Raw genomic sequence first — 21,929 nt, forward strand, 5'->3', positions numbered from 1 at the left:
CAGAATTGGCTGCGGCGCCTACGGGATAGCTTTTCGTGGGGAATGTGATGTAGCCCTGGCGAATTTGCTCCTCGAAGCGAGCCGGTCGACGCCGCACTTCCTGCACAGGTAGGCGGCATCTCGGATGCGCGAAAAGAGTGTTCAAACCGTCGTGCAATCGGCTGAAAGCGACATTATTCCATCCGCGAACCGGTCGAACAACCAAAAGACGCCGTGCATATCGATCTGTTCGGCGACCGCGAGCTCGCGCAACGTCCCATCGCCGGTAAGCAGTGTCCATTGGCGAGACTGAGCAATCGCAAAGGCGAATGTATCCGGGACGGAGAGACGGGCGTTCTGCCGCCGAACTGTCGTGGCGAGGCCCAACTCGGCTGGGGTCAGGACTTCAACGCGAAGTCCCAACTCCACCAACTGGTTGCCAAGTTCGCCTGCCAGTTTCCGGTCATACAGGAGGTTGGACACAGAGAGCTCGAAGGGCAGACGGAACAGATCCTCCAGGAGCCGCGCCCGCTCAAGGTCAATCAGGACCGAGGTATCGGAGACGAGGAGGCTGGGAGAAGCGCGGTCCGCAATGGCGCGGCTTTGCCAGCGGCGGTGGTAAGGTGCTGTTCCGTTTCGAGCCGGCAAATGCGAGCCGGCTCCGCATCACCAAGGCTGCGATCGACGCATTTCGGAAGCAGGTCAAAGACTTGTTGGGTGATAATCACCACCTGCGTTCCGTGATTGATCCTCTCTTGCTGGTCCATGATCAGGTCTGCTAGCAGCAAAGCAAATTAGACGATGAGATTCGCCGGCTCGCAAAAGCGGATGAAACGACGCGGCGCCTGATGACGGTACAGGGCGTGGGCGTCGTAACCGCCCTGACGTTCAGGCACACGGTCGACGATCCGTCACGCTTTCGATCTGCGTCGGCCGTTGGGGCTTATCTGGGACTTACGCCTCGACGCAACCAGTCCGGCGAGATCGATCAGAACGGCAGAATCTCACGCTGGGGCGATCGACTGCTGCGAACCTATCTCTACGAAGCCGCAACTGTCCTGCTCTACCGTACGAAGAAATGGTCTTCCGTTCGAGCTTGGGGTGAAACTCGCCAAGCGTATCGGAATGAAGGAGGCTAAGGTCGCTATCGCACGGAAGATTGCGATCATCCTCCATTGAATCTGGGTCGACGGCACCTCATTCGAATGGGGCAGACGAAGACAGCTTGAGCACACCAAAAAGGCTTACCGACCTGGTTTACGGGCCGGCGATGTCCCGCTGGGACCGTGATCGCGACGACCTCGTTCAATCGGCTGGCGGCGGCTTGTCCGCACTCCGCTGCAAACGTTGAGGCGTCGGATCCGGACATCAACGAGAGGCGCGCGCGACCTCGTAAAGGATCATGACCCCAGTTGCGACATCAACGCGATCAAGTTGACCCGTTAAAGAGACCGGCCTTAGCCAACACCGGTTGGCAATTCTCTCGTCACCCGCGATCACCCCGTCTCCGCAACCCCGACCAGCTCCGACGAAATGATCGCGGCCATCGTGCCACTGGAGACAAAGAATGGAAGCTTGACAACACCTCGCAATTATAGGGCCATCTTGAAAAGATGGTGGGACGCGACTACAGGCCCGCCGGGCGCAGCGCATAGTTACACACGTTGAAAAGCTCTCCCGCGTACGTGAGCCGCTCGCCCTCCATCAGCCGCGACACAACCGATATCCATTCCCGGCCGTAAGCATAGCGCTCGTCATGCTCGGCGAATCCGATGCCGGCCTTCTCCAGTTCCGGACGATTCCAGGCGTTAACGAGATTGATCGCAAACCGGCCGCGGCTGATGTTCTCGATTCCGAGCGCCATCTTGGCCAGAATCACGGGATGGTACAGATACGGCTTGATCGCGGCGATGATCTCGATCCGTTTCGTAAGCGCTGCAATTGCGGCTGCCGCAGTCCAGGCTTCGAGCTGATCGAGGTCTTCCTGGTGCGGTGCGAGGTCGGGTTTGGAACCCACGATCCATTAATGGACCTCACAGGCCCAACTGGACCATTTATAGACCAAATTCGAGGGTGCGACTTCCCAGGGATGTTTTGGACCAAGTGGTAGCGATCGAAGTGCCAAAAATGATCGCTTTCAGTGGAATCAAAATCCAATGCGCGGAGGCGCGCTGTAAGCCGCATCCAGTCCATTGCCCTGCCTTTCGTTCCCAATGCGCGGCGCACGGCGGCCCAAAGGCAAACGCGCTGGACGTCCCCGCGGTCCGTAGGCGCGCGATCCGATCGCCGTCGGCGGCGGACATCGTTCGTCCGCTCTCCTCCATGATTGTTTCCGATAAACGATTACCCATGAACAAGTGCTCCATGAGCGCTTAAGGTGCGACGTCGCGAGTGTCTGCCTGTCATGGGAGGACGTCTAGTCACGAAGGCATCGCACCTCTCGTCGCACGCTCCAGATGTCTGTATTGTTGGCAACAGCTAGTCATGCACTTCTTGCGAGTTTAGTGTTTGAGCTGTTGAGCAGCATGCGGACCTCGGCAGCCAGTCAAAAGGCCGCTCCAGCATGCAGATGAAATACCGAGGACCAGTGATCGCCGCGGGTGAGTCCGTTGCCTCGAAAGGGGGCATGGCGAGGATTTTAGAAAAGCTTATGGGACGATGAGAAAGGCGTGAGCCTGACAGTTAGAAAAAACAGCCGAAGTCCTTTCGAGGAGCAAGAGACACGTTGGGTGATGATCGTGAGCTTTGCGACACGGTTGTAAACATTCATTCAGCGAGAGTTCTCATTCGTGCAATAAACATCGCGTCTGATGAAGAATTACAAAAATTCATTATCTCCACCTTAGGAAAAATGGTTCGTCTTCGACTCGCGCATTCGAGCGTTCTTTGAGACGATAATGACGCATGATGCCAACCAGAGACGCTCATAATGCGCAACAACATCGTCGACCAAGTGAGTAATTTGACCAGGCCCACAGCTTGTCGATGCTGTTGTGCGTACGCGCGCTGATGAGGCAGAAATGCGCAAGCTTGGATACGTCCGAGACGACTGTAGCGCTTCTGAATCAATAGCTTAAACGACGCCATGAATAGCAGTGAGCCGCGCCCGTCTCGATGGGCGTGACGGCACGACGCTGCCTGCGTCAGGTCGTCGCTCTTCTCCATGCAGGCGCAATTTCTTGAGGGGACAAACAGGATGACTGCGAGCAACAATAGGATCAAATTCGCTTACTGGGTGCCGAACGTATCCGGCGGCCTGGTGATTTCTTCGATCGAGCAGCGCACCAGCTGGGATATCGATTACAATCGCAAACTTGCCCAGATCGCCGAGAAGGCTGGTTTCGACTATGCCTTGAGCCAGATCAGATTCACCGCAGGTTATGGCGCCGACAAGCAGCACGAGTCCGTCAGCTTCTCCCACGCGTTGCTTGCCGCGACCGAAAAGCTCAAAGTTATCGCCGCTCTCCTTCCCGGGCCTTGGAATCCGGCGCTGGCCGCAAAGCAGATTGCGACGATCAACCAGCTCACCAATGCACGCGTTGCGGTCAATGTCGTCTCGGGCTGGTTCCGTGGCGAATTCCATGCGATCGGGGAACCTTGGCTGGACCATGACGAGCGTTACCGCCGCTCGGAGGAATTTATCACTGCCCTGCGCGGGATCTGGACCGAGGAAACGTTCACCCTGAAGGGCGACTTCTATCGGTTCAACGACTATTCGCTCAAGCCAAAGCCGCTCGATCCTCTGCCGGAGATTTTTCAGGGCGGCTCCTCGCGAGCAGCCCGCGACATGGCTGCCCGTGTGTCAGACTGGTATTTCACCAACGGCAATACACCGGACGGCTTGAAAGCCCAGGTCGAGGACATCAGGACCAAGGAAAAGGCTTTTGGCAAAAGCTGGCGCACCAAGATTGGAATCAATGCCTTCGGTATCGTCCGGAAAACGGAAGGCGAGGCGAAGGAGGTCCTGCAAGAAATCGTCGACAAGGCGATCCCAGATGCGGTACGCGGATTCCACCACGAGGTCCAGAATGCCGGCAATGCCAGCCCCGAGCGTGAGGGCAATTGGGCCAAATCCACCTTCCGGGACCTTGTTCAATACAATGATGGCTTCCGCTCGAACCTGATCGGAACTCCGCAACAGGTCGCCGAACGCATCATCGAGCTTAAGGGCGCTGGTGCCGATCTGATCCTGCTCGGTTTCCTCCATTTCCAGGAAGAGGTCGAATATTTTGGCAGGCATGTGATCCCGCTCGTTCGAAAGCTTGAGGCGAGCGCGACCGGGCGCGCGCAGGCTGCCGAATAGTCCGTTAGGGAAGGGGGCGAAATGGCGGGGACTACAACAGAAGCGGCTGCGCTTCGTCTAAAGGACGATTCTCCCGACGAACGTCTACGTCAGCGGATTCTATCGACCCGATCAAGGCCAAGTGAGGTTCGGCGAGCATTCGTCCCGTAAAGTGCCGACGTCGAAGCTCGCCGTCCATGGCATCGTGCGGAGAATCTCGCCCTGTTCCAAGGGGCTATCGGTTTTCGACAATGTGGTGGTCGGCCTCGCACGTACGCGCAGGCTTCCCGCTGCAGATCGTCGGCTCGCCGCTGGCGCGGCGGATCGAGGCGGAGAACCGTTCAGCGGCGAAAGAGCTCATCGGCCTCCTGCTTTTTGACCACCTTCAGGACAATCGGGACGCTGCCTTATGGCGTGCAGAGGGGCATCAGCTTGCGCGGGCGCTGGTTGGCCGGAAAGCTCTTGCTCCTGGGCGAGCGATTCGCCGGTGTCCTGCAGAGCGAAAGCAGGAATTATCGCAGCTCGAGCGAACGCCCGTGACAGCTTCGGCGACGCTACGGTTGTCCTATCGAGCGTGACATCGGCATCGTGATGGGGCTGTTTAACCGCGTCGCCGTGCTCGACGACCGACGGACGATCGTCGATGGCACGCCCGAGGAAGTTCAAGCCAATCCAGCTCTCGGCGTCGCGCACTACGGAGCTTGCGATTTGATGTTCGACTATCGGCTCTTGATTGAGGTGCCGATCAAACAGGCGCGCACGAAGCCAATCCCCTCGTCCGCAGGCAACTGGAGAAGACTGCCCATGCCGAGCGGTGGTGGCGGAACTCTTTTCCCGTGCGACGAACCGTTGTCGGCAGCGAGCGCCGGGACAACAGCCACCGGATGCAGGCGCTGTCGCGGAACTGCGCCGCTTTGAAGCAACATGGTCGGTTGAATTGTCGGACGTTGCATCGATAAGGTCAGGCTCCGTCCTGGTCATGCAAAGCTCTTGCCTCGTCACGACGTGGCGCTCATGCCTCTTGGCCGTAGGGTGCCGAGGCGATGCCGCAAGCCGGGCTTGTATGATCGGGCGTGAACACGTCCGCCCAGACGGCATAAACTCTTGGCAGAGAAGCCTTTGGGGGATCGAAGCCGTACTTAAAGGCCGCCTGCAGCAAAGCCCTGCGCTAAAGCAAAAAAAGCTGGCAAAATGCAATCCGGATCAACTATGAAGGCCGCGGGCGCCTACTTTTAATTGCATATTTGATCGGTACATTTCATGGATTTTGCCTCTTCATCCACCGCGGGAATGCTCTTCTACGCCTCTAGAGCCGCGTTCATCCTAAGCAGGTTCGCATTCCTTTTGGTCGGAAGGCGCCGGCACACGCGCCTGTATGAAGGGCACTATTGCGGGATGATTTATCATGGCCGTAAAGGCGATCTTCATATCGCCGATGTCGTCAGGATCAAGGCGGGTTGGAACAAGATATCCGCCGAGCCCCTGTGGAAGCATGACCGGCAAAATGACTACTCGATGTACATCACGATACACGACAGTTTGCCGGATTTCATTTACGGATACTGGCAGCACAACAGGGTGATGCAGCGCTTCGGAGCGTTCGTATTCCGCCGACACAACGACCGCGGCAGAACAAGATTTTTGGGTACGTACATTGGAGTGAGCTCGCAGAGGACTATCCAAAACAGCACTTGGATACTCGACAGAGTGGACGACTCTAAGCCTTTTACGTACTTTGATGCTCGGAATCTATTGAAACGGAGAAGGGCGCTATTGAAGAATAAGGACTTGCTCAAGTCGATTATCGAGAAGCATCGAGGGTACTTCGCTGACAGTAAGCGAGAGCCATTCGAATATCGGGGCAAATCCAAGCGTCTTTCCTTCATTATCCCTTCCAACGGCTTCAATCCCGACTTCGGCAAGATAAGCATTCCCCTTCTCCAGCGGACAATCGAGGACGTGCCCTCATTAGAGTCAATGTCCGTTCTCGACGTCGGATGCGGTTCTGGATTCTACGCCATCGCTCTCGCAGAAAGAGGCGCCAAGAAATGCGTCGGTCTTGATATCGAACAAAGCACGATCAATGTCGCGAGGGACAATGCGCGCAGAAACGGAGTTCAAGCCCTCTGCGATTTCCGGCAATCATATCGCAACAACATATTTTCTCAGTTACCGATCAAGGAAAAGTACGACCTCATCATAGCGAATCTGCCGTTCACCAATCACTGGATCGGGAAGCGGTACAAGAAGGAAGCCTTGGCGGTTAATTTCGTTTCTTCAGACAAGATGCTTTTCGATTTCTTCATGGGCGTGCGTATGCATCTGGCGAAGAACGGTAAGCTCTATATGAGTTATGGCGACTCGGGATATCCGAATGCGTTGGTGGAATTCTGCGAATTGTGCGGGCTGGATGCCGAGCAGATCGATTCGAAGAAGGAACGTGACGAGACCTTCTACATTTACAAGATCTCGCACGAGACCAGCAAATTCATCCCGCTGAGGCATGAAGACCTGAGCATTGCTCCCGCTTTTGCGAGGACTATCGAGGGGGTCGGTTGAAACCCTCGCGCTAACGGCTCGTCCCGACCAATTTCCGTCGCTTCCTTCTTGCGGAGTGCATGGCGCGCTAGTCCTGGAGATGGAAGCAGACACGCAAGGCCAAGAATTAGCCACCTGCATGCGGCGTCAGAGTCGACGCTGCGTTACCATTTCCACGTATCGGGGCTCGTGTCGGTAGCAAGCACCCGGATTCCGTAGTCGCTGATAGTGACAATAGCATATTTGTAGCCATCGTCACAGTTCAGCTGGTACCCGCCGTCTCGCTCTGACCAGCGGCAATAGTTCCGGTTGCCACTGGAGGGGTAAAACTGTTTTCGCAGCGAGCGCTTGCCAGGCTCAAGGCCATTGACGTCGAGCTTGATCTCGTTGCCGCTGCTTTCCCACAAAATATGCCCCTTCAGCTTTTCTTTGGTCAGATTCACCACGAAGAATTCGTGCTTTCCTGGGCCCGATTGCTCCCTTTTCGTCCTCTCTCTTCTTCTCATCACCGACCCTCATGCCTCTCCATCGCAAGAGAGACGGAGTCTGCGGAGAATGCTAGGGCAACGCCGTCGCCTCAACTACCTGATCTGGCGGGCCGGCATTCATATGCAGTCCGCACTTCGTCGATAGTTTTTGAGCATTTAACAAGCTGCTGGCTTATGCGGGGAACCAAACCCCTCCTGACACCGCTCGCGACGTGTTGACCGACACCGTTCGCCAGACGCGCGAGCGAGCTGCTGATCGGATGGCATTTAGCGAGGCGTTCTCAGGTTCCGAGCCAGGCCAGGAGCTCTTGAGCTTGTGCCGGAGAGCGCACTCGCGCTGCGGCTCGGCATACCTTAGCCGGCCACGAGCGTGTCGTGCGGGTTGCGACGGAAGGATGGTCCGATCAAAAACTGGCTGGCTTGGAGCGAGCCGGCCCTGGCCGTCGCGATGCCCGCCTTTACATGAGCGGCGAGAATCCTATAACCGGCGTCGTTGAGATGCACGCCATCGACGGTGTAGGTCCGATCGATCAGTCCATTCCGGCCGATTTCGGGGTGACGTCGATCAGGTGGCATTTCGATGAGGCGCAGACCTTCTTCTCGAGCTCATGCGTCCCAAGGGCGCGGCGCTCGATGTCCGGGACAGCGATGGCGAAACCGCGCTGCTCCACGCGACCTACGAGGGACGCACCGCGATCGTCCTAACCTGGCTCTGCAAGGGCGCCCGGGGTCGCCCTCCAGGAAAGCGATGGCATCACAGCGCGGATCTGGGCGGCCCCCAACGGCCACACCGAGATCGTCGAGGCCATGCTCGCGCTGGGCGCGACCCAGGAAGTCCAGAACAGGGAGGGCAGGACCGCGTGATTGCCAGAGGCAAGGAGATAGTATCTGCGAGCACTTCGAGGCCGAAAACCGTCCAGTGCACTCAGTCGGGCCCTCAGGTCTGGGTAATTGCTCCACGATGGAAATTCTCGACTCCACACTGAACGGCATGCGCGCAAGATCGTCAGCGGTCTCTGTCCCTTCAACTATCGGCGAAACGTGGGCGATCGCTCAATCTAGGCAAGATGAATTTCTCAATCGCCGCGACGGCGCTGCATGCGATATCTCGCCCTCGTTCATCCATGCCGGTCCAGCAGGACTGGCGTCCGCGCGGATCGATCTCCAGCAGTTTTACGCCCTCCGGCACCCGTGCGCCGTCTCGCGCAATACCGCGGAGCACTCCTCCGATGGGCGCCAGCACCGGTGTGCCGCTGAGCCAACCCAGCTGCCTGTTCTTGGATACGGGCGTGCCGATATCGACCGCCGTGCGCCAGATGCCATGGCGGTGTGAGTACACGAAACGTTTGCGTCCTGCGCCGCCGAGGTCACGGCATTGGCCGTCTGCCGGCTTCGTGGTCCCGCACGAGAGAATCGCACCGGTCTGAGCAGGATGGGTCTCGATGGCGGTATGACAGTTGACGTTCACCTCGAATCCGGGCCCGATGCCAACCGCAACCCGTGCAAAGCCGCGGAGGTCGGGAGGTGTCCGATGCTTCCGCATGCGTGCATCCACGATCACGGACAATGGACGTAAGCCGATGATGTCGGAGAGATTCATTTCGGTCACGGCGACGCTGTTCTGTTTGGCGTGAATCCGCACGACTTCCAGGAGCGTATCGGCCCGTTTGCCGACGACGCCTTCTACTTGGCTCAGCTCGCCGAAGAGCGCGTCATGAAATGACATGCGGCGGCGGATCACCAGCGGAAATGGCGCGTGACTCATCACGACGGCAAAGCTCGCGTCGGTGAGCTTCGTTGCGATGGCGGAGGCAATTTCGTTCGTGCCAAGCACCAAGGCCAGGAGCCTTGGCCCGCGCAGATCCCGGCTCCGAAGGGTGGCGACTTTCAAGGGCGACACTCTCGCGTTACTCTTTGATGCCTAGCAAAGCGCGCGCCAGCCGCGAAACCGATCCACAAGTGTAAACAAAAACGGCTCGTATCGTGTTCAAGACACCTACGGCCACCATGCGGGAATGGCGTCGAGCATAACGCTTTATTCCCGGTCAGACGCTGTATGCATAGTACGTGTCTTCCTTGTCGTCGAACATGTGGGCTTCACTGCCCGTGACCTTCACTAGAAAGTGAGACGTCGAATCGTGATCGAAGCCGCCGTAGATTCCGAATCCCTTTGGGGCGAGTATCAGGTGTGATTTTTCACCGTGGTGGTACAGGTTCGGCAAGGCGCCGGTGACGTAGCAATGCCTGGTGTGATCATAGCCGCTGACGATCCGCCCTCGTACGGCCAAGGTAATCCGGCAGGATGCGGAGGTTTCGTGTCCGTATACGCGGACGATAGGGCGCCCAAGGCTGTGGGCCAGAGCGACCGCGGCCGCGGCCGCCCGAACGTGCGGCTTCATGCGTCCTCCTGCCGATTGCCGGAAGCTGAGCTGAGCGGGGCGGCGCGACGTCGTTCGATGTGACGCACGAAGTCGGTACCTAAACCACGCATTTGGATCTGACTGACTTCATGTGAGCTCCAGGCGGAATTGCGAGGCCTCTATCGAGGCAGGAATGTGATCCGTGCGCTCATCTGGGCAAGCGGCGTGCCACCAAATATGTCGAGCAAACCTAGTTGAGGAGAACCGAAAACATGCGCTTAACACTGCGCTGCCGAACTCGTGCGCCGCCGCGTCGGACTCGGGACATGAAAGTGGTAGACCGGACACGACTGTGTACGAGAAGGGCGAATCGCGGATGCCAGCCTCATGCGGAATGCGGCCCTGCGCTTAAGGATGGATCCGTAAGGAGGTGACCGGATGCAGTCGCTATATCTATTGCAAGCCATAGGGGCTCCCCGCTCCCAATCGAGGGCAGAGGCTCCTCTGCGAGCGCTGCTTGGCCCGTGAATGCAGTTTCTCTTCGCTATTGTCAAAAGCACGCGCTTTCCCGGCGTGATCCGCCTTCAATCAAGCTTCCGTCACACCCGGAAGCGCGCTAAGAAAAATCCGCCGAGCCTCTGAACGCGCGGTGTCGCGCAGACGGTGACGCGGCGGAGCGGATCTCCGAGTTGGCCAATTGTCAGGCAAGCATTCAGGGCACGACCGACGTGCAGTGGGCTTCATGAATTGGGACAAGCGAAAAGCGAAACGCATTCAGCTTGGGCATCATTATCGAGCGACCCTGGTCGCCGTTGACGGCACGTGGCGACGCAATTGCGTTCTCATTGATATTTCAGAGACGGGAGCGCGCCTGCGGATTGATGGCTCGCTCGAGGTCCTCAAAGCGCGTCAATTTTTCTTGCTGCTTTCAACGATGGGCCTGGTCTTCCGCCGATGCGAATTGGTCCGGTTGGACGGAGAGGAAGCCGGCGTTGAGTTTATAACGTCGCAGACACTTCGCGAACGCTCCGCGCGGTCCGATAAGCCGCCTGCCGCTGCCTTGGATTGATCTGATGAAATTGATTTCCGCCCGCTGCATGTTAGTGAGCGCTAGGTGTACGTGTGCTGCCTTGAGTTGGGCGACGGATGAGCGAAAGGCCGCCGGTCGGCGGCTGATCCATTCGCGACCGCCCCCGGCGCGCTTGAGGTGATTGTCGAGAGCGGTTTGTCACCGAATGACGGGGTGAGATGCTTGCGGACATGCCGTTCGTGACCGGCAATGTAGGTTGGACTCCGTTGCCCCGCCGTCAAAAAAGGGAGGCTCGCGGAGGGGCTGTTCAGCGGCGTCCATGAAGGACGTCGCCACGTTGACGGGATAAGTTTGCCGGATTCGCTCCGGATGTGTTTGCCGCGAAGCTCTAGGTACACTCCGCGAATTGCTTCGCGGCTGAGAAACCTTCGAGTCTGGTTCTGGCGCGATGATTGCGGTTCGAAACGAACGCTACGACCTGCCAATATTTGCTGTCGGTACTTCGCTGTAGAATGTTAGCACTTGCCGCTCATTGTTTTGTTTGACGAAGTTTAATTCTAGAGGGCCTAAACCTATAGAGTCTCAGGTCTCGTGGGTGACCCGCACTGATCTGGAAGAAATCTACGAGCGTTACCCGGCGACTGAAGCAGTATTGCATATCTATCTCCGGGCTGATTTCGGACGTCGAGCGGCAGTTGACTGTAATCAGCCGTACTGATGTCGCGGCTGCGGCTGTTGGTGCTCGACGAACCGTCTATGGGGCTCTCCCCGCTTGTCGTTGAGAGCATTTTTCGAACACTCAAGCAGCCCAACAGAGCAGGACCTCTCGATCCTGGTAGCTGAACAGAATTCGACGGTAGCGCTACGCTCGGCGCGGTTGTCCTCGAGAACCGGCCTCCTCGAGAACCGGCCGTGGCGTTTCGTCCGGCGCCGTCACTCGCCTTGCGCAAGGCCGACAACATCAAGGCGCTTTACCTCGGCGGCCCATCACTAACTGACGCCGGAAGAAGAGTGCTGATACACGCCGTTGCTTAGAATTCGCGGGAAACGGGGGGAGTGACAATGGGGACAGCCAAATTGGCACGCAATTTCGACCAAGACCCCTATTCGCGGCTGGATGCTTCCATCGATGCGACCGTAAGGGTCAACGCCGATCGCAATGATCTCGAAAGCCGCTTTCCCAAGGAGAGTCTGCAGGCGTTGGCGGAGGCGGGCTGGACCGGCGTTCTGAACGAAACCCGGATTGGCGGCCTTGGACTTGGCCATGTCGATTTTGCTGAAGCTGCCTATCGTATTGGCCAGGTTGATGCATCGACAGGCCTCATCTACGTCATGCATGTCAGCGCGGCTCAGACCATCAATCTATATGGCAACGGTGATCAGAAGGAGCGCTGGCTCAAGGCGAAGAACGGTGCGTTGCTGGGTACATATTCGACAAGCGAACGTGCGACAGGCGGACACTGGTGGTATAATCTGTCGGAGGCCTCGCGCGATCGCGACGATTATCTGCTCGATGCCAAGAAATCATTCACAACGAGCTCCGGTCAAGCCGACTTCTATGTGGTGCAGACACGCACGCCGGGCGCCAAGGACCAAGCCGACATTGTCTTCTTCATCGTGGACGGCAAGTCTCCCGGGATCGAATCGAAACCTTGGAACGCCCTCGGCGTGCGAGCCAGTCACTCGGGTCCCATCCAGTACACCAGCGTGCGGATACCGCAGCGGGACCGGCTCGGTACGGAAGGGCAGGGGAAGGAAATCATCTACAATGGCGTTTCGCCAGTCTATCTGATTGGGCTCGGCGCCGTTTGGGAAGGCCTGGCTCGGGGCGTGTTGAATGCGGCTGTCAAACACACAGCAAGTTTCGTGCACAAGGATCGAAATAAGAGACTTGCGGACTATCAGGCGATCCGACAGGAGCTTGGCGCGGCCAAGGTGCTCGTCGAATCGCTACGGCCGTGGCGCCTCGAACTGGCAGCAAGGCTGGACGAGTTCTGGCGCGCCGACAAGCCGCAAAGCGAAATCCTGATCCCGCTGACCGAGTTCAAGGTGCACGCCGCCGAGGTCGCGAATCGGGTCGCCGCCGCGGCATTGACGGTGACGGGAGGCTACGGCTATCACCGAGGGCCGATCGAGCGTTCCTTCCGCGACGCCCGTGCCGCCATCGCAATGGGGCCGTCCAACATCATCGCTCGGGACTGGATTGGCAAATCGCTGGTTGGCCTGCCGCTTGAGCTGTTCTACGAAGGGGGAGAATAGTTCGAACTCCGCAGGTCACAGTTCGCCGTTTCCCTGAAGCACTGCTGGCGACTTCCGTCCTCGTCTGCGAAGGGCGCAACCGAGGTAAACTTCATGCGCGGGATCGACCAGTACCGTGTCGAGAAAGGCGAAACGGCACTTGCGTCGCATGGCGTCGCAGTTGTCGATGGCGGTGGAACAAATACATATCGTCGCGCCAATGCCTTTCGCCTCCTTAGCTATCGATCGGCCGTACTTGCGAATGACCCTCCTCTAACCCCGGAACTGCGGGCGCTCTACGAAGGGGGCAGCGGCAGGACCTTTGCGCAGCGGGCTGGTTCTGTCGATAGGATGAGCTGTTCACGAGCCCATTGCGTGAGCGGGCTGGCCTGACGCTGCCCGAAACAGCGGACTTGTTGAAGGTGGAGCTGCGGACACTGTATCGCTATGAGCATGTCGCTATGAGCGCGGCGAGACCCGAACCAAAAAACTGGCTCTCGTCCAGTTGCGCCACACCGTCGACAATCGCTTCGCCCAAGAGCCTCCGGCCGCTCCCGGTATCTGCTTTATTGACCTGTTCGCCGGCATTGGTGGCCCGAGATTAGGTTTCCGGTCCATCGCCTAGGAAATGCACAAGACGGTAAATAGCGCGAGCGCGGCAAGGACACTGACGATCATTGTCCTATGGATCACTGCACGTCTTTCGATTTTGTCGGCCGTATATCTGCAATCTCGAGCGATCATGAGTAAGTTGTCTCGTTCAAGATCTCTCGTCGATCGCTCGGCTTCCGCCAAATAGATTTGTTCCAGCCGCCGAAGTTCTTTCGCATCTAGCATTCCGCGCCCACGCACAGCCATACACACTGTCCCAATCACAACGCGGCCCACATCAGAACGAAGTTGAAGTCGCCAGCATGAGATGCTCGAAAGCTATCGGCGAAGTGCGGACTCTATGTGAATGCGAGCTTACCAGATCAGGTAGTTGAGACGACAGCGCTACCTTAGCAAATTCCGCGGAAACTATTTTTCACGCGTAGGCAAAGGCCCGAACGGCGTAGACGAGAAGGAAAGAGAAGGCGCACTAAGGCGCAAAATGCACGAATTTTTCGTGGTGAATCTGACCGAAAAGGCCCAAGGGGCATGTTTGGTGGAAAGCAGCGGCAACGAGATCAAGCTCGATTTGAGTGGCGCGGCAATGCACAACAATCCGCAATCGCCTTCGGTAGTCAGAGCAGGAGTCGGCCGTAACGTCCTGCAGTCGAGGCAACTGTAGCGTGACCGCGGCCGCTTCGGCCACTCGTGCAATTCAACCAAACCACCAAATGAGAGTCTTGATGAGCAAAGAAATCGTAATCATCCAGTTCAGCGTGCAGCCGGACCTGGTCGTCTCCGCCGATCCCTCGGGCAATGGCCTCGTTAGCTTGCAATGGCTGAATAGCGGTGACCCGAAGCAGCATTGGACGAGGGAGCCCGCCACCGATGGGTTCTATCTTCGCAACACCGCGACGGGCACATATCTGACGGCCATTAGTAACAACAGCCCGGTCGTCCTCGAGCCCCACGGCAGCATCTGGCAGAAGACCGGACCTGACGAGCAGTTCACCACCATCCGCCTGACCATCAACACCGAGCAGATTTTGAACGCTCTGGATGTCTACGCGGTCGTCGGCACGGCGATTGGCACCTGGGCCTGGGCTGGCTCGAACGGCAACAATATTTGGAACATTGCCAATGTCGCTGCGGTCTGGCCTTCGCTGGCCGAAGAAACAATCTCTTTGTTACGCTCTCGCGGCCTATCTCCAGCTCTCGATCAACCCGGCCAACCTGCCGGGCCGCTGGTGGTCGACGATAACTTCTCGTCGGGCGCGCCCGCGGCCTACTTCGTCTTCAACATCACCCAGTGGTTCTCCGGCTTCTCGATCGTGAAAGAGGCAAGCGGCCTGCTGGCCTAGGCCGTTTGCCTCCGCGCCCCGTTGGCATGAAGCGACGGAGACCGCATCCGTTTTGAACCTGTTTGCGAACGGCGGCGCAATGTGTCGCGAAGAGCCAGATACTGACATTCAACGAATGAAAGAGGCCGTGAGCCCCCTCGGCCTGCTCCCAGCGTCTGGTGGTCTAGGCCGAAGATAGGCGGAGAGCCGCGACGGGGCGACCGTCGCAGGATTAGTTCTAAAAACTCACATGACGGACAAGTGAATCTGTCCGGCGTTGGCAACTAGTGGACGTTGATCCCGTCCAAAGGAAGGTGAAGCTCTGCGGCGCGCTCCTCGCGCTCTTTCCTGCGGAATTCGCTTTCTTTTCGCTCGAACTTGGAGAACTCCCGTTGAACCTCCTCCAACATGCGGCTACGCCGAGCCGCATCGCTAAGAATGTTGTCCGCCATTGTCCAGCTCCCAATCTCGCGGCCCATCCTAGACAGGGCTGGTGATTACGGAAAGGTGCCGCGCCGTAAGATTACGAAATTTTGTCGGCGCCTCACCAGGCCCCACGAGCTGCGCAAAACAGGGCGGGCCAAACTAGATCAATGCTTCTGCGACGGCCGTGTTCGTAAGGATGGTGCTGTCACCATGTGCAGGCGATCATCGTGGCGATTGACCAGTACGCCGAAGCCGTAACGGGCAATCGCGAATAATTCCTCAACAAGCCGAAAGGCATCGGCCCGCTGAGAAACAGCAATAACCCGGAACTTCAAGGTGCCTTTTGGTCCGCCCGTTTGCAACCCTTCGAGGTTTCATCGACGATCAGATGCGCTCTATCTCGGCACGTGGGGCGACTCTGGTCAGCGGACGGCTGCCGTCGGCGTGTGGGCCACAACGCAGATCAAAACGTTGTGGCGCCCCCATGGTACGCGGCTGAGGATCCATGAACATCCGCTCGGCCTTACAATACGCCTGCGAATGGCCTTGATGCCAGTAGGCACTCTGGCTAAAATCGCGCGGGGTCAAATTGGAGTTACGGTGGTGGCGTTAGGTACTGTGAAATGGTTCAACCCGACTAAGGGCTACGGCTTTATCAAGCCAAATGATGGCGGCCCTGATATCTTTGTGCACATTCGTGCCGTTGAAAAGGCCGGCTATACCGAGCTGGTAGAGGGTGCAAAGATCAGCTACGAGATGATAGCCGGGCGTTCTGGCAAAATGTCCGCAGAAAATCTCCGACTTGGATAGTCCTGCTCGCGAAAAGCAGCACGACCTTTCGTCGCTCCGGCTCAGCCTTGTCCGCGAGGAGTAGGTTCGGCCTCAGCATGTTTGCCCGGAGCGGCTGAGGCCGTTTCCTTGTCTGGCGCTGTAATTTCCCCTGCCTGAATAGGGCGGCCAGTTGTCTGAATAGCGTCAACAGGCGACTACGCTGAAGCATTCTAAATGCTGCTTTTAGCCTGAATGTCGGCCTGCCATGAACAGGAGCAAGGCGCTTCGATGGGCGGCTCGCTTGAAACTCCGAACGCATTCAGAATTGGCTCTTGAGGCACGCGGCTCGTTTTGCCAAGTCGCGCACCAGAGCCGCTTTCATCACGGTTCTGGGGGCTAGTCAGCGCCGAGGTTTCACAGGATGGAGGCTATCTTAGGGGCGGCTCCTGGCGGGAGGCAGCTTGTCGGCTCTTTTTCGAAGGCGTGGGTCGCTGCGGTTCGCTCGGTTTTGCCCGACCTCAAATCTCGTGCAGCGGAACGCCTGATACTTGGTCGGATGAAAAGCTGCGCGCTCCCGTGACTAAAGGCACAATTTCGGCGGTACATGGCTTAATACCGCGAAGTTTCTCCTGCGTTGCCAGTTATTATCTACGCAACACGTGGAGCTACGCTGGCGCTGCAGAACCGGCTATCTCTTGAAATCCGCACCAAGGGGCGAATGGGGATGGACGGCGCTGCGTGGCCTCAGGTTAGGGGCGATCTTTCATCCACCCGATGGGGCGCCGCAGCGTTCCTCAACAATCTCGAAGCTGCCTGCACAACCATAAGCCGAACTGAATGGGTCATAAGGTGGATAAACATCGGGGATGCCCACCGCCTTCTTGGTGATACCAACATAGAGAAGGGATATTTTGATGAGGCGGCAGAAGATTGGCTATGCGCGCTAACCGCCTTTGAAGTTGCCAGGCGACTAGCTTATGAAGACGCTTCAGAAATTGAAGACGTTCCGGCCAAGATCAATGCCGTCATTCAAAAATTCGGTGCGGTGAAACAGAACATCGAGCGAGTGCAAATCGAGTGCTGCGATCAGGTCGAGATTGCAGCTCACTACTTGCCCGCAGACGGTCGTATTTCAAGTGCCCCAGCAATTATTTGCATCAGCACGGAAGAGGAAACAGCAACGACGCTGCTCGGAAGACTCTTACCCGTTGTGATCGATCGGGGTATGTCCGTGCTTGTGGTTGCTCACGAAGACGTCTCAAACTCCCGACGCGGTCAATCGGACGTGTTCTTGTCCTGCTGTGTGGATTACTTATTGACCCGGTCCGACATCGATGCAGCTCATATTGGTGTATATGGAGACGGGCTGTCCGCGACCCTGGCAACCGATTTTGCTGCATCTGATAGCCGCGTTGCGGCAGCGGTCTGTGACGGCGGCCTCTGGAATTTGGCTCGGATGCTGGCGTCGGTCGACTGGCTTGCCAGAACTGCAGACGTGCGGGACGAGGACATGGTCTCAGCCCGTCGCTTGCAATTGTTACGACGGTTGAGATGCCCAGTTCTCGTGGTGGCCGGTGGACGCGGCATCGTCAGCGCATCGGAAGCGATGAAGCTACTACGTGACGGCCCAGCCGCACCCATTGATCTGCAGTTGGCTATACCGCGGATGATCACGACCGACGCGGGGGAGGTCGAAAATTTCGTGACCTCTGACGATCGAATCTTCGGATGGCTAGAGCATCAGCTTGTGCTGAGTTCGCTCTCTAACCATTGTTGAGCTGGATAGCATCGGAAGCCTTGTCGCCGGCGCTCCTGTATGCCAGCATGCTGTCGGCCAGTCCTCTGTACCTTTTCCCTGATCTCAGGCCGATACCGGGAGACGCCATAAACCCTGCTCATGAGGTTTCTCGCATCCGAACGTACGGTGGATGACCAAGCAAGGCGCGACGTTTGGTCGCCGATAACGCCAGAACAACCCCAGGCCGGTTGTTCTGTGGAAGCGCAATCTGACTAACTTGGTAGCTCAAGCTTCTGCAAGTCCGTTCGCACTGCCATGCTCGCGGAACATCTCGCGCGGTTGCAAGGTCGCGCGCGGCGGCAGCCGAAACGGGCTTCGTGGTCCAGCTGGTGCCAAGCGAGCAGGCTCTGATGCTTAGCTCAGCATTGTCTCATTTCGATCTACAAGAGACCGATACTCAACTTTTGAGGTGCCAATCGACTGTTCTTGGCAAGCAACATTAGCCGTTTGTTGACATAGTGAAGAGATTCCTCGTCGAGGCCGTCCAGCATCGTGGAGTTAAGGGCTTGTCTCTTGATTGACAGCTTCCTGATTTCAGCCTGCGCCTTTTGAGTCAGCGATATTCGCAGGTATCTCGCATCATCAGGCGAGGTCACGCGGGCGAGAAACTCCAGTTTTTCGAGTCTCTTTGTTTGGTTGGTGACGAAGGCGGGATGGATACGCAGCTTGTTCGCAACCGCTATTCCCGAGACCCCTCGACCTTCATCGAGTTCCTCGATGGCCATCAAGATCAACCACTGCGGTTCGGTTATGCCTAATAGCTGAGCCCAACTCTTGTGTATTTCCTCGAGTTGGCAATGGACCTCGACGACATTCCAGATGAAGTCACTAACTGCTCTATCGAGTTTTTCTTCAACTTGCATGTTGTTGCTCCCCGTAGTTCTCAATATCGCGCGATACGCGCACAATCGATGTTCACTTCGGCGAATACGTACCTAGCCTTCTTGTGCGACCGAAAAAAGGGCTCGGACGACACAGTTTATCAAAAACAATTGAGATCTACAATTGATCTAGCCGCGCGTTGACGTTCAATGTCAAACAGCTGTCACTTTTGCGTCTACGCGCAATACAAGCAGCGCTCGTCTTCGTTCCGATGCTTATCCGCGCAATTGATTCCGTCCACAAAATCGTCTTGCGATAGAATGACGTTGCCTTATCGAACACGAGGGCATGGTTAGGATCCGGGCGTCTTATCGAAGGGGAAATGCCACTCGGCAGCGGGAGTACGTAACGCCTTCCTCCACGGGTTGGTGATCGAGCAACAGTTCAATAGAAGCTGTATTCGTTAGATTTGCTTCAATTCTCCGAGGAGGCACCATTCAGACATGACACGCATTTAGAGGTGGAGGTGAGCGGCACAGGCCGTGCTAAGGGGCATAAATCGTCCCGCGGCCGGCGAATTTGTTTGCGTTTTGGACCTGAAACACCCAGCAAAGACAAAATCTTGAATGTCGCGTTGGAATTGTCCGCCCGGCTCTTGCGTTGTCGATGGCGATGGTCAGAAGCGAGTCCAAGCACTGGAGGGCGCTCGGAGACAGAAACGTCTCTCTATCGGTACTTCATGCGAGAAGGTGACCGAGCAAGCATGTGCGCAATGCCGAGGCGTTAGTCGGCAGCGAGGAGGAGGGCAGCGAAGCGAATCGTGCTCATCGTGACATCGAACAGCATGGTATCGAGTTCTCTGGCTGACAATAGGTCAAAGTGCCATTTTTCAATTGATTCCACTTACGTCACGATCGCACTCCACATTATTAGTGATTGAGCACAGAGTGCGGGCGCCAAATGCTCGGCCCGCAGTATTGGCCGCCTTGGCGCGTTCGTCCGCGCTCCGAGCAACGTTATGCGAGGTGACGTCAGACTGCCGGTCAGAATCGCAAGGACTTGACCGCAACGAGCAGGTTGCTTCTCGAGGTTCGCGGTCGTCCTAGAATCTTAGCGGTGCGAGCGCCGAGGGCGAGCGCTAGCCGTAGATCTTCTCCAGTCCTTGCTTGATGTCAGAAAGGCTTGGTAAGCCTGCTGGATGCCGTCTTTCAGGGAGGTTGTCGCGCGCCAGCCGAGCTTTGCGAGTCGATTGACGTCGAGCAACTTACGCGGCGTCCCGTCGGGCCGAGAGGTGTCAAAAGTAATCTCACCCCGATAGCCGACGATGTTGGCGACCACGCGGGCGAACGCGCCGATGGTGATGTCCTCACCGGTCCCGATGTTGACGAGCTCAGCGCCCGAATAGGCCTTCATCAAGTGCACGCAAGCATCCGCCATGTCGTCGACATAGAGGAATTCACGGCGTGGCGCGCCCGTGCCCCACACCACGACGCTTTTCGTGCCAGCGACCTTGGCCTCGTGAAAGCGACGGATCAGCGCTGCGACCACATGGCTATATTCGGGGTGGTAGTTGTCACCAGGGCCATACAGGTTGCTCGGCATCACGCTGATGAAGTCGCGTCCGTACTGACTGCGATAGGCTTCCACCATCTTGATGCCGGCGATCTTGGCGATCGCGTAGGACTCATTGGTTGGCTCGAGCGGGCCAGTCAGCATCATGTCTTCGCGCAACGGCTGGGACGCAAGTTTTGGGTAGATGCACGAGGAGCCCAGAAACATCAGCTTCTCGACCTCATTGAGGTGAGCCGCGTGGATCACATTCGCGGCGATCGCGATGTTGTCGTAAATAAATTCGGCGCGCAGTGTATCATTTGCGACGATGCCGCCGACCTTGGCGGCAGCCAAGAACACGACCTGTGGCTGCGTCTTAGCGAACCAACGGAACACCCCTGCCTGGTCGCGCAGATCGACCTCGCTTCGTTCCACCGTGACGAGCCGCGCGTCTTCCTGCGTAAGCCGGCGCATCAACGCGGTCCCGACCATGCCGCGATGGCCCGCGACAAAGACCGTCTTGCCCTTCAGCTCAAACGGTGTTGCCGTCACCGTCGGCCTCGCGCTTCGCCTCATCGAGATCGCTTGCCACCATCTCCTGCACGAGCTGCGCAAAGCTGCGCTTCGGCTTCCAGCCGAGCTTTTGCCGCGCCTTGCCGGCATCGCCAACGAGAAGGTCGACCTCGGTCGGCCTGAAATAGGTCGGATCGATCCGGACCACGGTCTTACCGCTCTTCACATCGACGCCAGTCTCATCGACGCCCTTGCCGCGCCACTCGATCTTGCGGCCGACCTCGGCAAAGGCAGTATCGACCATCTCGCGCACCGACCGCGTCTCGCCGGTCGCGAGCACGAAATCATCGGGCTTATCGGCCTGCAGAATCATGTGCATCCCTTCGACGTAGTCGCGGGCATGCCCCCAGTCGCGCTTGGCTTCGAGGTTGCCGAGATAGAGCGAATCCTCGAGACCGACCTCAATGCGGGCGACCGCGCGGGTGATCTTACGGGTGACAAAAGTCTCGCCGCGGACCGGGCTCTCGTGATTGAACAGGATGCCGTTACTTGCGAACATGCCATAGGCTTCGCGGTAGTTCACCGTGATCCAGTAGCCGTAGAGCTTGGCCACACCATAGGGCGAACGCGGATAAAACGGCGTGGTCTCTTTCTGGGGGACTTCCTGGACCAGGCCGTAAAGCTCGGACGTAGAAGCCTGGTAGAAGCGTGTCTCTTTCTCCAAGCCAAGAATCCGGATCGCCTCGAGAAGGCGCAGCACACCGATCGCGTCGGCATTTGCCGTATATTCCGGACTTTCAAAGCTAACGCCGACATGGCTCTGGGCGGCAAGATTGTAGATCTCGGTCGGTCTGATCTGCTGGACCAAGCGGATCAGATTGGTCGAGTCGGTCATGTCGCCGTAGTGCATGAGAAATGGGACACTCCCGACATGCCGGTCCTGATAGAGATGGTCGACGCGCGCGGTGTTGAAGGAAGAGGACCGCCGCTTGATGCCATGCACGACATAGCCAAGCGACAGTAGATGTTCGGAGAGATAGGCGCCATCCTGCCCGGTCACGCCGGTGATCAAAGCGACACGCCGCTGAGAGTCTTGATTAGTCAAAGTTTCATCCTGGTGCAAACGGACCGATCGGTTTGCGCGTCCCTCAGTCCCCTTCCGGCCGTAAGTACTTGGCGGGGAGCTGTGTCGAGTCGCGTCA

The 21,929-nt window shown here is 57.6% G+C and carries 17 protein-coding genes and 2 pseudogenes; 10 read left to right on the forward strand and 9 right to left on the reverse strand.

All coding sequences use genetic code 11. From position 1 onward, the window contains the following. Positions 1 to 141: 141 nt before the first annotated feature. Positions 142 to 627, reverse strand: a complete 486-nt coding sequence (locus ACKWRH_RS07075) for a hypothetical protein (RefSeq protein ID WP_445222648.1) — start codon at positions 625 to 627, stop codon at positions 142 to 144. Between ACKWRH_RS07075 and ACKWRH_RS07080 the strand changes: the two are divergent. Further along, positions 549 to 1,158 (forward strand): annotated as a pseudogene (locus ACKWRH_RS07080) (transposase); the annotation flags it as partial. The gene ACKWRH_RS07075 and the pseudogene ACKWRH_RS07080 sit on opposite strands and share 79 nt — an antisense overlap. Positions 1,159 to 1,609: 451 nt before the next feature. Here ACKWRH_RS07080 and ACKWRH_RS07085 read toward each other — a convergent pair. Further along, positions 1,610 to 1,972: pseudogene (locus tag ACKWRH_RS07085) on the reverse strand (LLM class flavin-dependent oxidoreductase); the annotation flags it as partial. Between the two features lie 1,203 nt (positions 1,973 to 3,175). On the opposite strand from ACKWRH_RS07085, the gene sfnG reads away from it, so the two are divergent. The 3 genes from sfnG (at position 3,176) to ACKWRH_RS07100 (ending at position 6,820) form a co-directional block, all read left to right on the forward strand. Continuing rightward, a complete protein-coding gene (sfnG, locus tag ACKWRH_RS07090) occupies positions 3,176 to 4,282 on the forward strand; it encodes a dimethylsulfone monooxygenase SfnG (RefSeq protein ID WP_445222332.1) in 1,107 nt (368 codons plus the stop codon). A gap of 567 nt (positions 4,283 to 4,849) precedes the next feature. After that, positions 4,850 to 5,179, forward strand: a complete 330-nt coding sequence (locus ACKWRH_RS07095; RefSeq protein WP_445219898.1) for a hypothetical protein — start codon at positions 4,850 to 4,852, stop codon at positions 5,177 to 5,179. A gap of 342 nt (positions 5,180 to 5,521) precedes the next feature. Beyond that, on the forward strand, positions 5,522 to 6,820 hold the full coding sequence (locus tag ACKWRH_RS07100; RefSeq protein WP_445219899.1) for a 50S ribosomal protein L11 methyltransferase: 1,299 nt from the start codon (positions 5,522 to 5,524) through the stop codon (positions 6,818 to 6,820). Between the two features lie 143 nt (positions 6,821 to 6,963). Here ACKWRH_RS07100 and ACKWRH_RS07105 read toward each other — a convergent pair whose 3' ends face one another. The 3 genes from ACKWRH_RS07105 to ACKWRH_RS07115 all read right to left on the reverse strand — a co-directional run bounded on the left by ACKWRH_RS07105 (position 6,964) and on the right by ACKWRH_RS07115 (position 9,686). Further along, positions 6,964 to 7,245: a hypothetical protein gene (locus tag ACKWRH_RS07105; RefSeq protein WP_445219900.1), complete on the reverse strand. Its 282-nt coding sequence runs from the start codon at positions 7,243 to 7,245 to the stop codon at positions 6,964 to 6,966. 1,066 nt (positions 7,246 to 8,311) lie between these two features. Continuing rightward, entirely contained in the window at positions 8,312 to 9,178 is an 867-nt protein-coding gene (locus ACKWRH_RS07110) for a xanthine dehydrogenase (RefSeq protein ID WP_445219901.1), read from the reverse strand. A 154-nt stretch (positions 9,179 to 9,332) separates the two neighbouring features. Continuing rightward, complete coding sequence (locus tag ACKWRH_RS07115) at positions 9,333 to 9,686, reverse strand: hypothetical protein (protein WP_445219902.1); 354 nt, start codon at positions 9,684 to 9,686, stop codon at positions 9,333 to 9,335. Positions 9,687 to 10,389: 703 nt separating this feature from the next. On the opposite strand from ACKWRH_RS07115, the gene ACKWRH_RS07120 reads away from it, so the two are divergent. The 4 genes from ACKWRH_RS07120 (at position 10,390) to ACKWRH_RS07135 (ending at position 14,867) form a co-directional block, all read left to right on the forward strand. Beyond that, on the forward strand, positions 10,390 to 10,716 hold the full coding sequence (locus ACKWRH_RS07120) for a PilZ domain-containing protein (RefSeq protein ID WP_445219903.1): 327 nt from the start codon (positions 10,390 to 10,392) through the stop codon (positions 10,714 to 10,716). Positions 10,717 to 11,739: 1,023 nt separating this feature from the next. Next, positions 11,740 to 12,936 carry an acyl-CoA dehydrogenase family protein gene (locus ACKWRH_RS07125; RefSeq protein WP_445219904.1) on the forward strand — a complete coding sequence of 399 codons (1,197 nt, stop codon included), beginning with the start codon at positions 11,740 to 11,742 and terminating at the stop codon, positions 12,934 to 12,936. Between the two features lie 1,072 nt (positions 12,937 to 14,008). Further along, entirely contained in the window at positions 14,009 to 14,188 is a 180-nt protein-coding gene (locus ACKWRH_RS07130) for a hypothetical protein (RefSeq protein ID WP_445219905.1), read from the forward strand. 61 nt (positions 14,189 to 14,249) lie between these two features. Continuing rightward, the gene (locus ACKWRH_RS07135; protein WP_445219906.1) at positions 14,250 to 14,867 is read left to right on the forward strand and encodes an RICIN domain-containing protein; all 618 of its coding nucleotides are present in this window, start codon (positions 14,250 to 14,252) and stop codon (positions 14,865 to 14,867) included. Positions 14,868 to 15,130: 263 nt separating this feature from the next. Here ACKWRH_RS07135 and ACKWRH_RS07140 read toward each other — a convergent pair whose 3' ends face one another. Then, entirely contained in the window at positions 15,131 to 15,298 is a 168-nt protein-coding gene (locus tag ACKWRH_RS07140) for a hypothetical protein (protein WP_445219907.1), read from the reverse strand. Between the two features lie 577 nt (positions 15,299 to 15,875). On the opposite strand from ACKWRH_RS07140, the gene ACKWRH_RS07145 reads away from it, so the two are divergent. Both ACKWRH_RS07145 and ACKWRH_RS07150 read left to right on the forward strand, forming a co-directional pair. After that, a complete protein-coding gene (locus tag ACKWRH_RS07145; protein WP_445222333.1) occupies positions 15,876 to 16,082 on the forward strand; it encodes a cold-shock protein in 207 nt (68 codons plus the stop codon). Positions 16,083 to 16,677: 595 nt separating this feature from the next. Beyond that, entirely contained in the window at positions 16,678 to 17,820 is a 1,143-nt protein-coding gene (locus tag ACKWRH_RS07150) for a hypothetical protein (protein ID WP_445219908.1), read from the forward strand. 401 nt (positions 17,821 to 18,221) lie between these two features. Here the strand turns inward: ACKWRH_RS07150 and ACKWRH_RS07155 are convergent, their stop codons facing one another. The 3 genes from ACKWRH_RS07155 to gmd all read right to left on the reverse strand — a co-directional run bounded on the left by ACKWRH_RS07155 (position 18,222) and on the right by gmd (position 21,832). Then, on the reverse strand, positions 18,222 to 18,704 hold the full coding sequence (locus tag ACKWRH_RS07155) for a MarR family winged helix-turn-helix transcriptional regulator (protein ID WP_445219909.1): 483 nt from the start codon (positions 18,702 to 18,704) through the stop codon (positions 18,222 to 18,224). A 1,069-nt stretch (positions 18,705 to 19,773) separates the two neighbouring features. Continuing rightward, entirely contained in the window at positions 19,774 to 20,766 is a 993-nt protein-coding gene (gene fcl / locus ACKWRH_RS07160; protein ID WP_445219910.1) for a GDP-L-fucose synthase, read from the reverse strand. After that, positions 20,747 to 21,832, reverse strand: a complete 1,086-nt coding sequence (gene gmd / locus ACKWRH_RS07165) for a GDP-mannose 4,6-dehydratase (protein WP_445219911.1) — start codon at positions 21,830 to 21,832, stop codon at positions 20,747 to 20,749. The genes fcl and gmd overlap by 20 nt, the downstream gene beginning before the upstream one ends. Between the last annotated feature and the right edge of the window lie 97 nt (positions 21,833 to 21,929).

The organism is Bradyrhizobium sp. Pa8 (assembly GCF_052588265.1).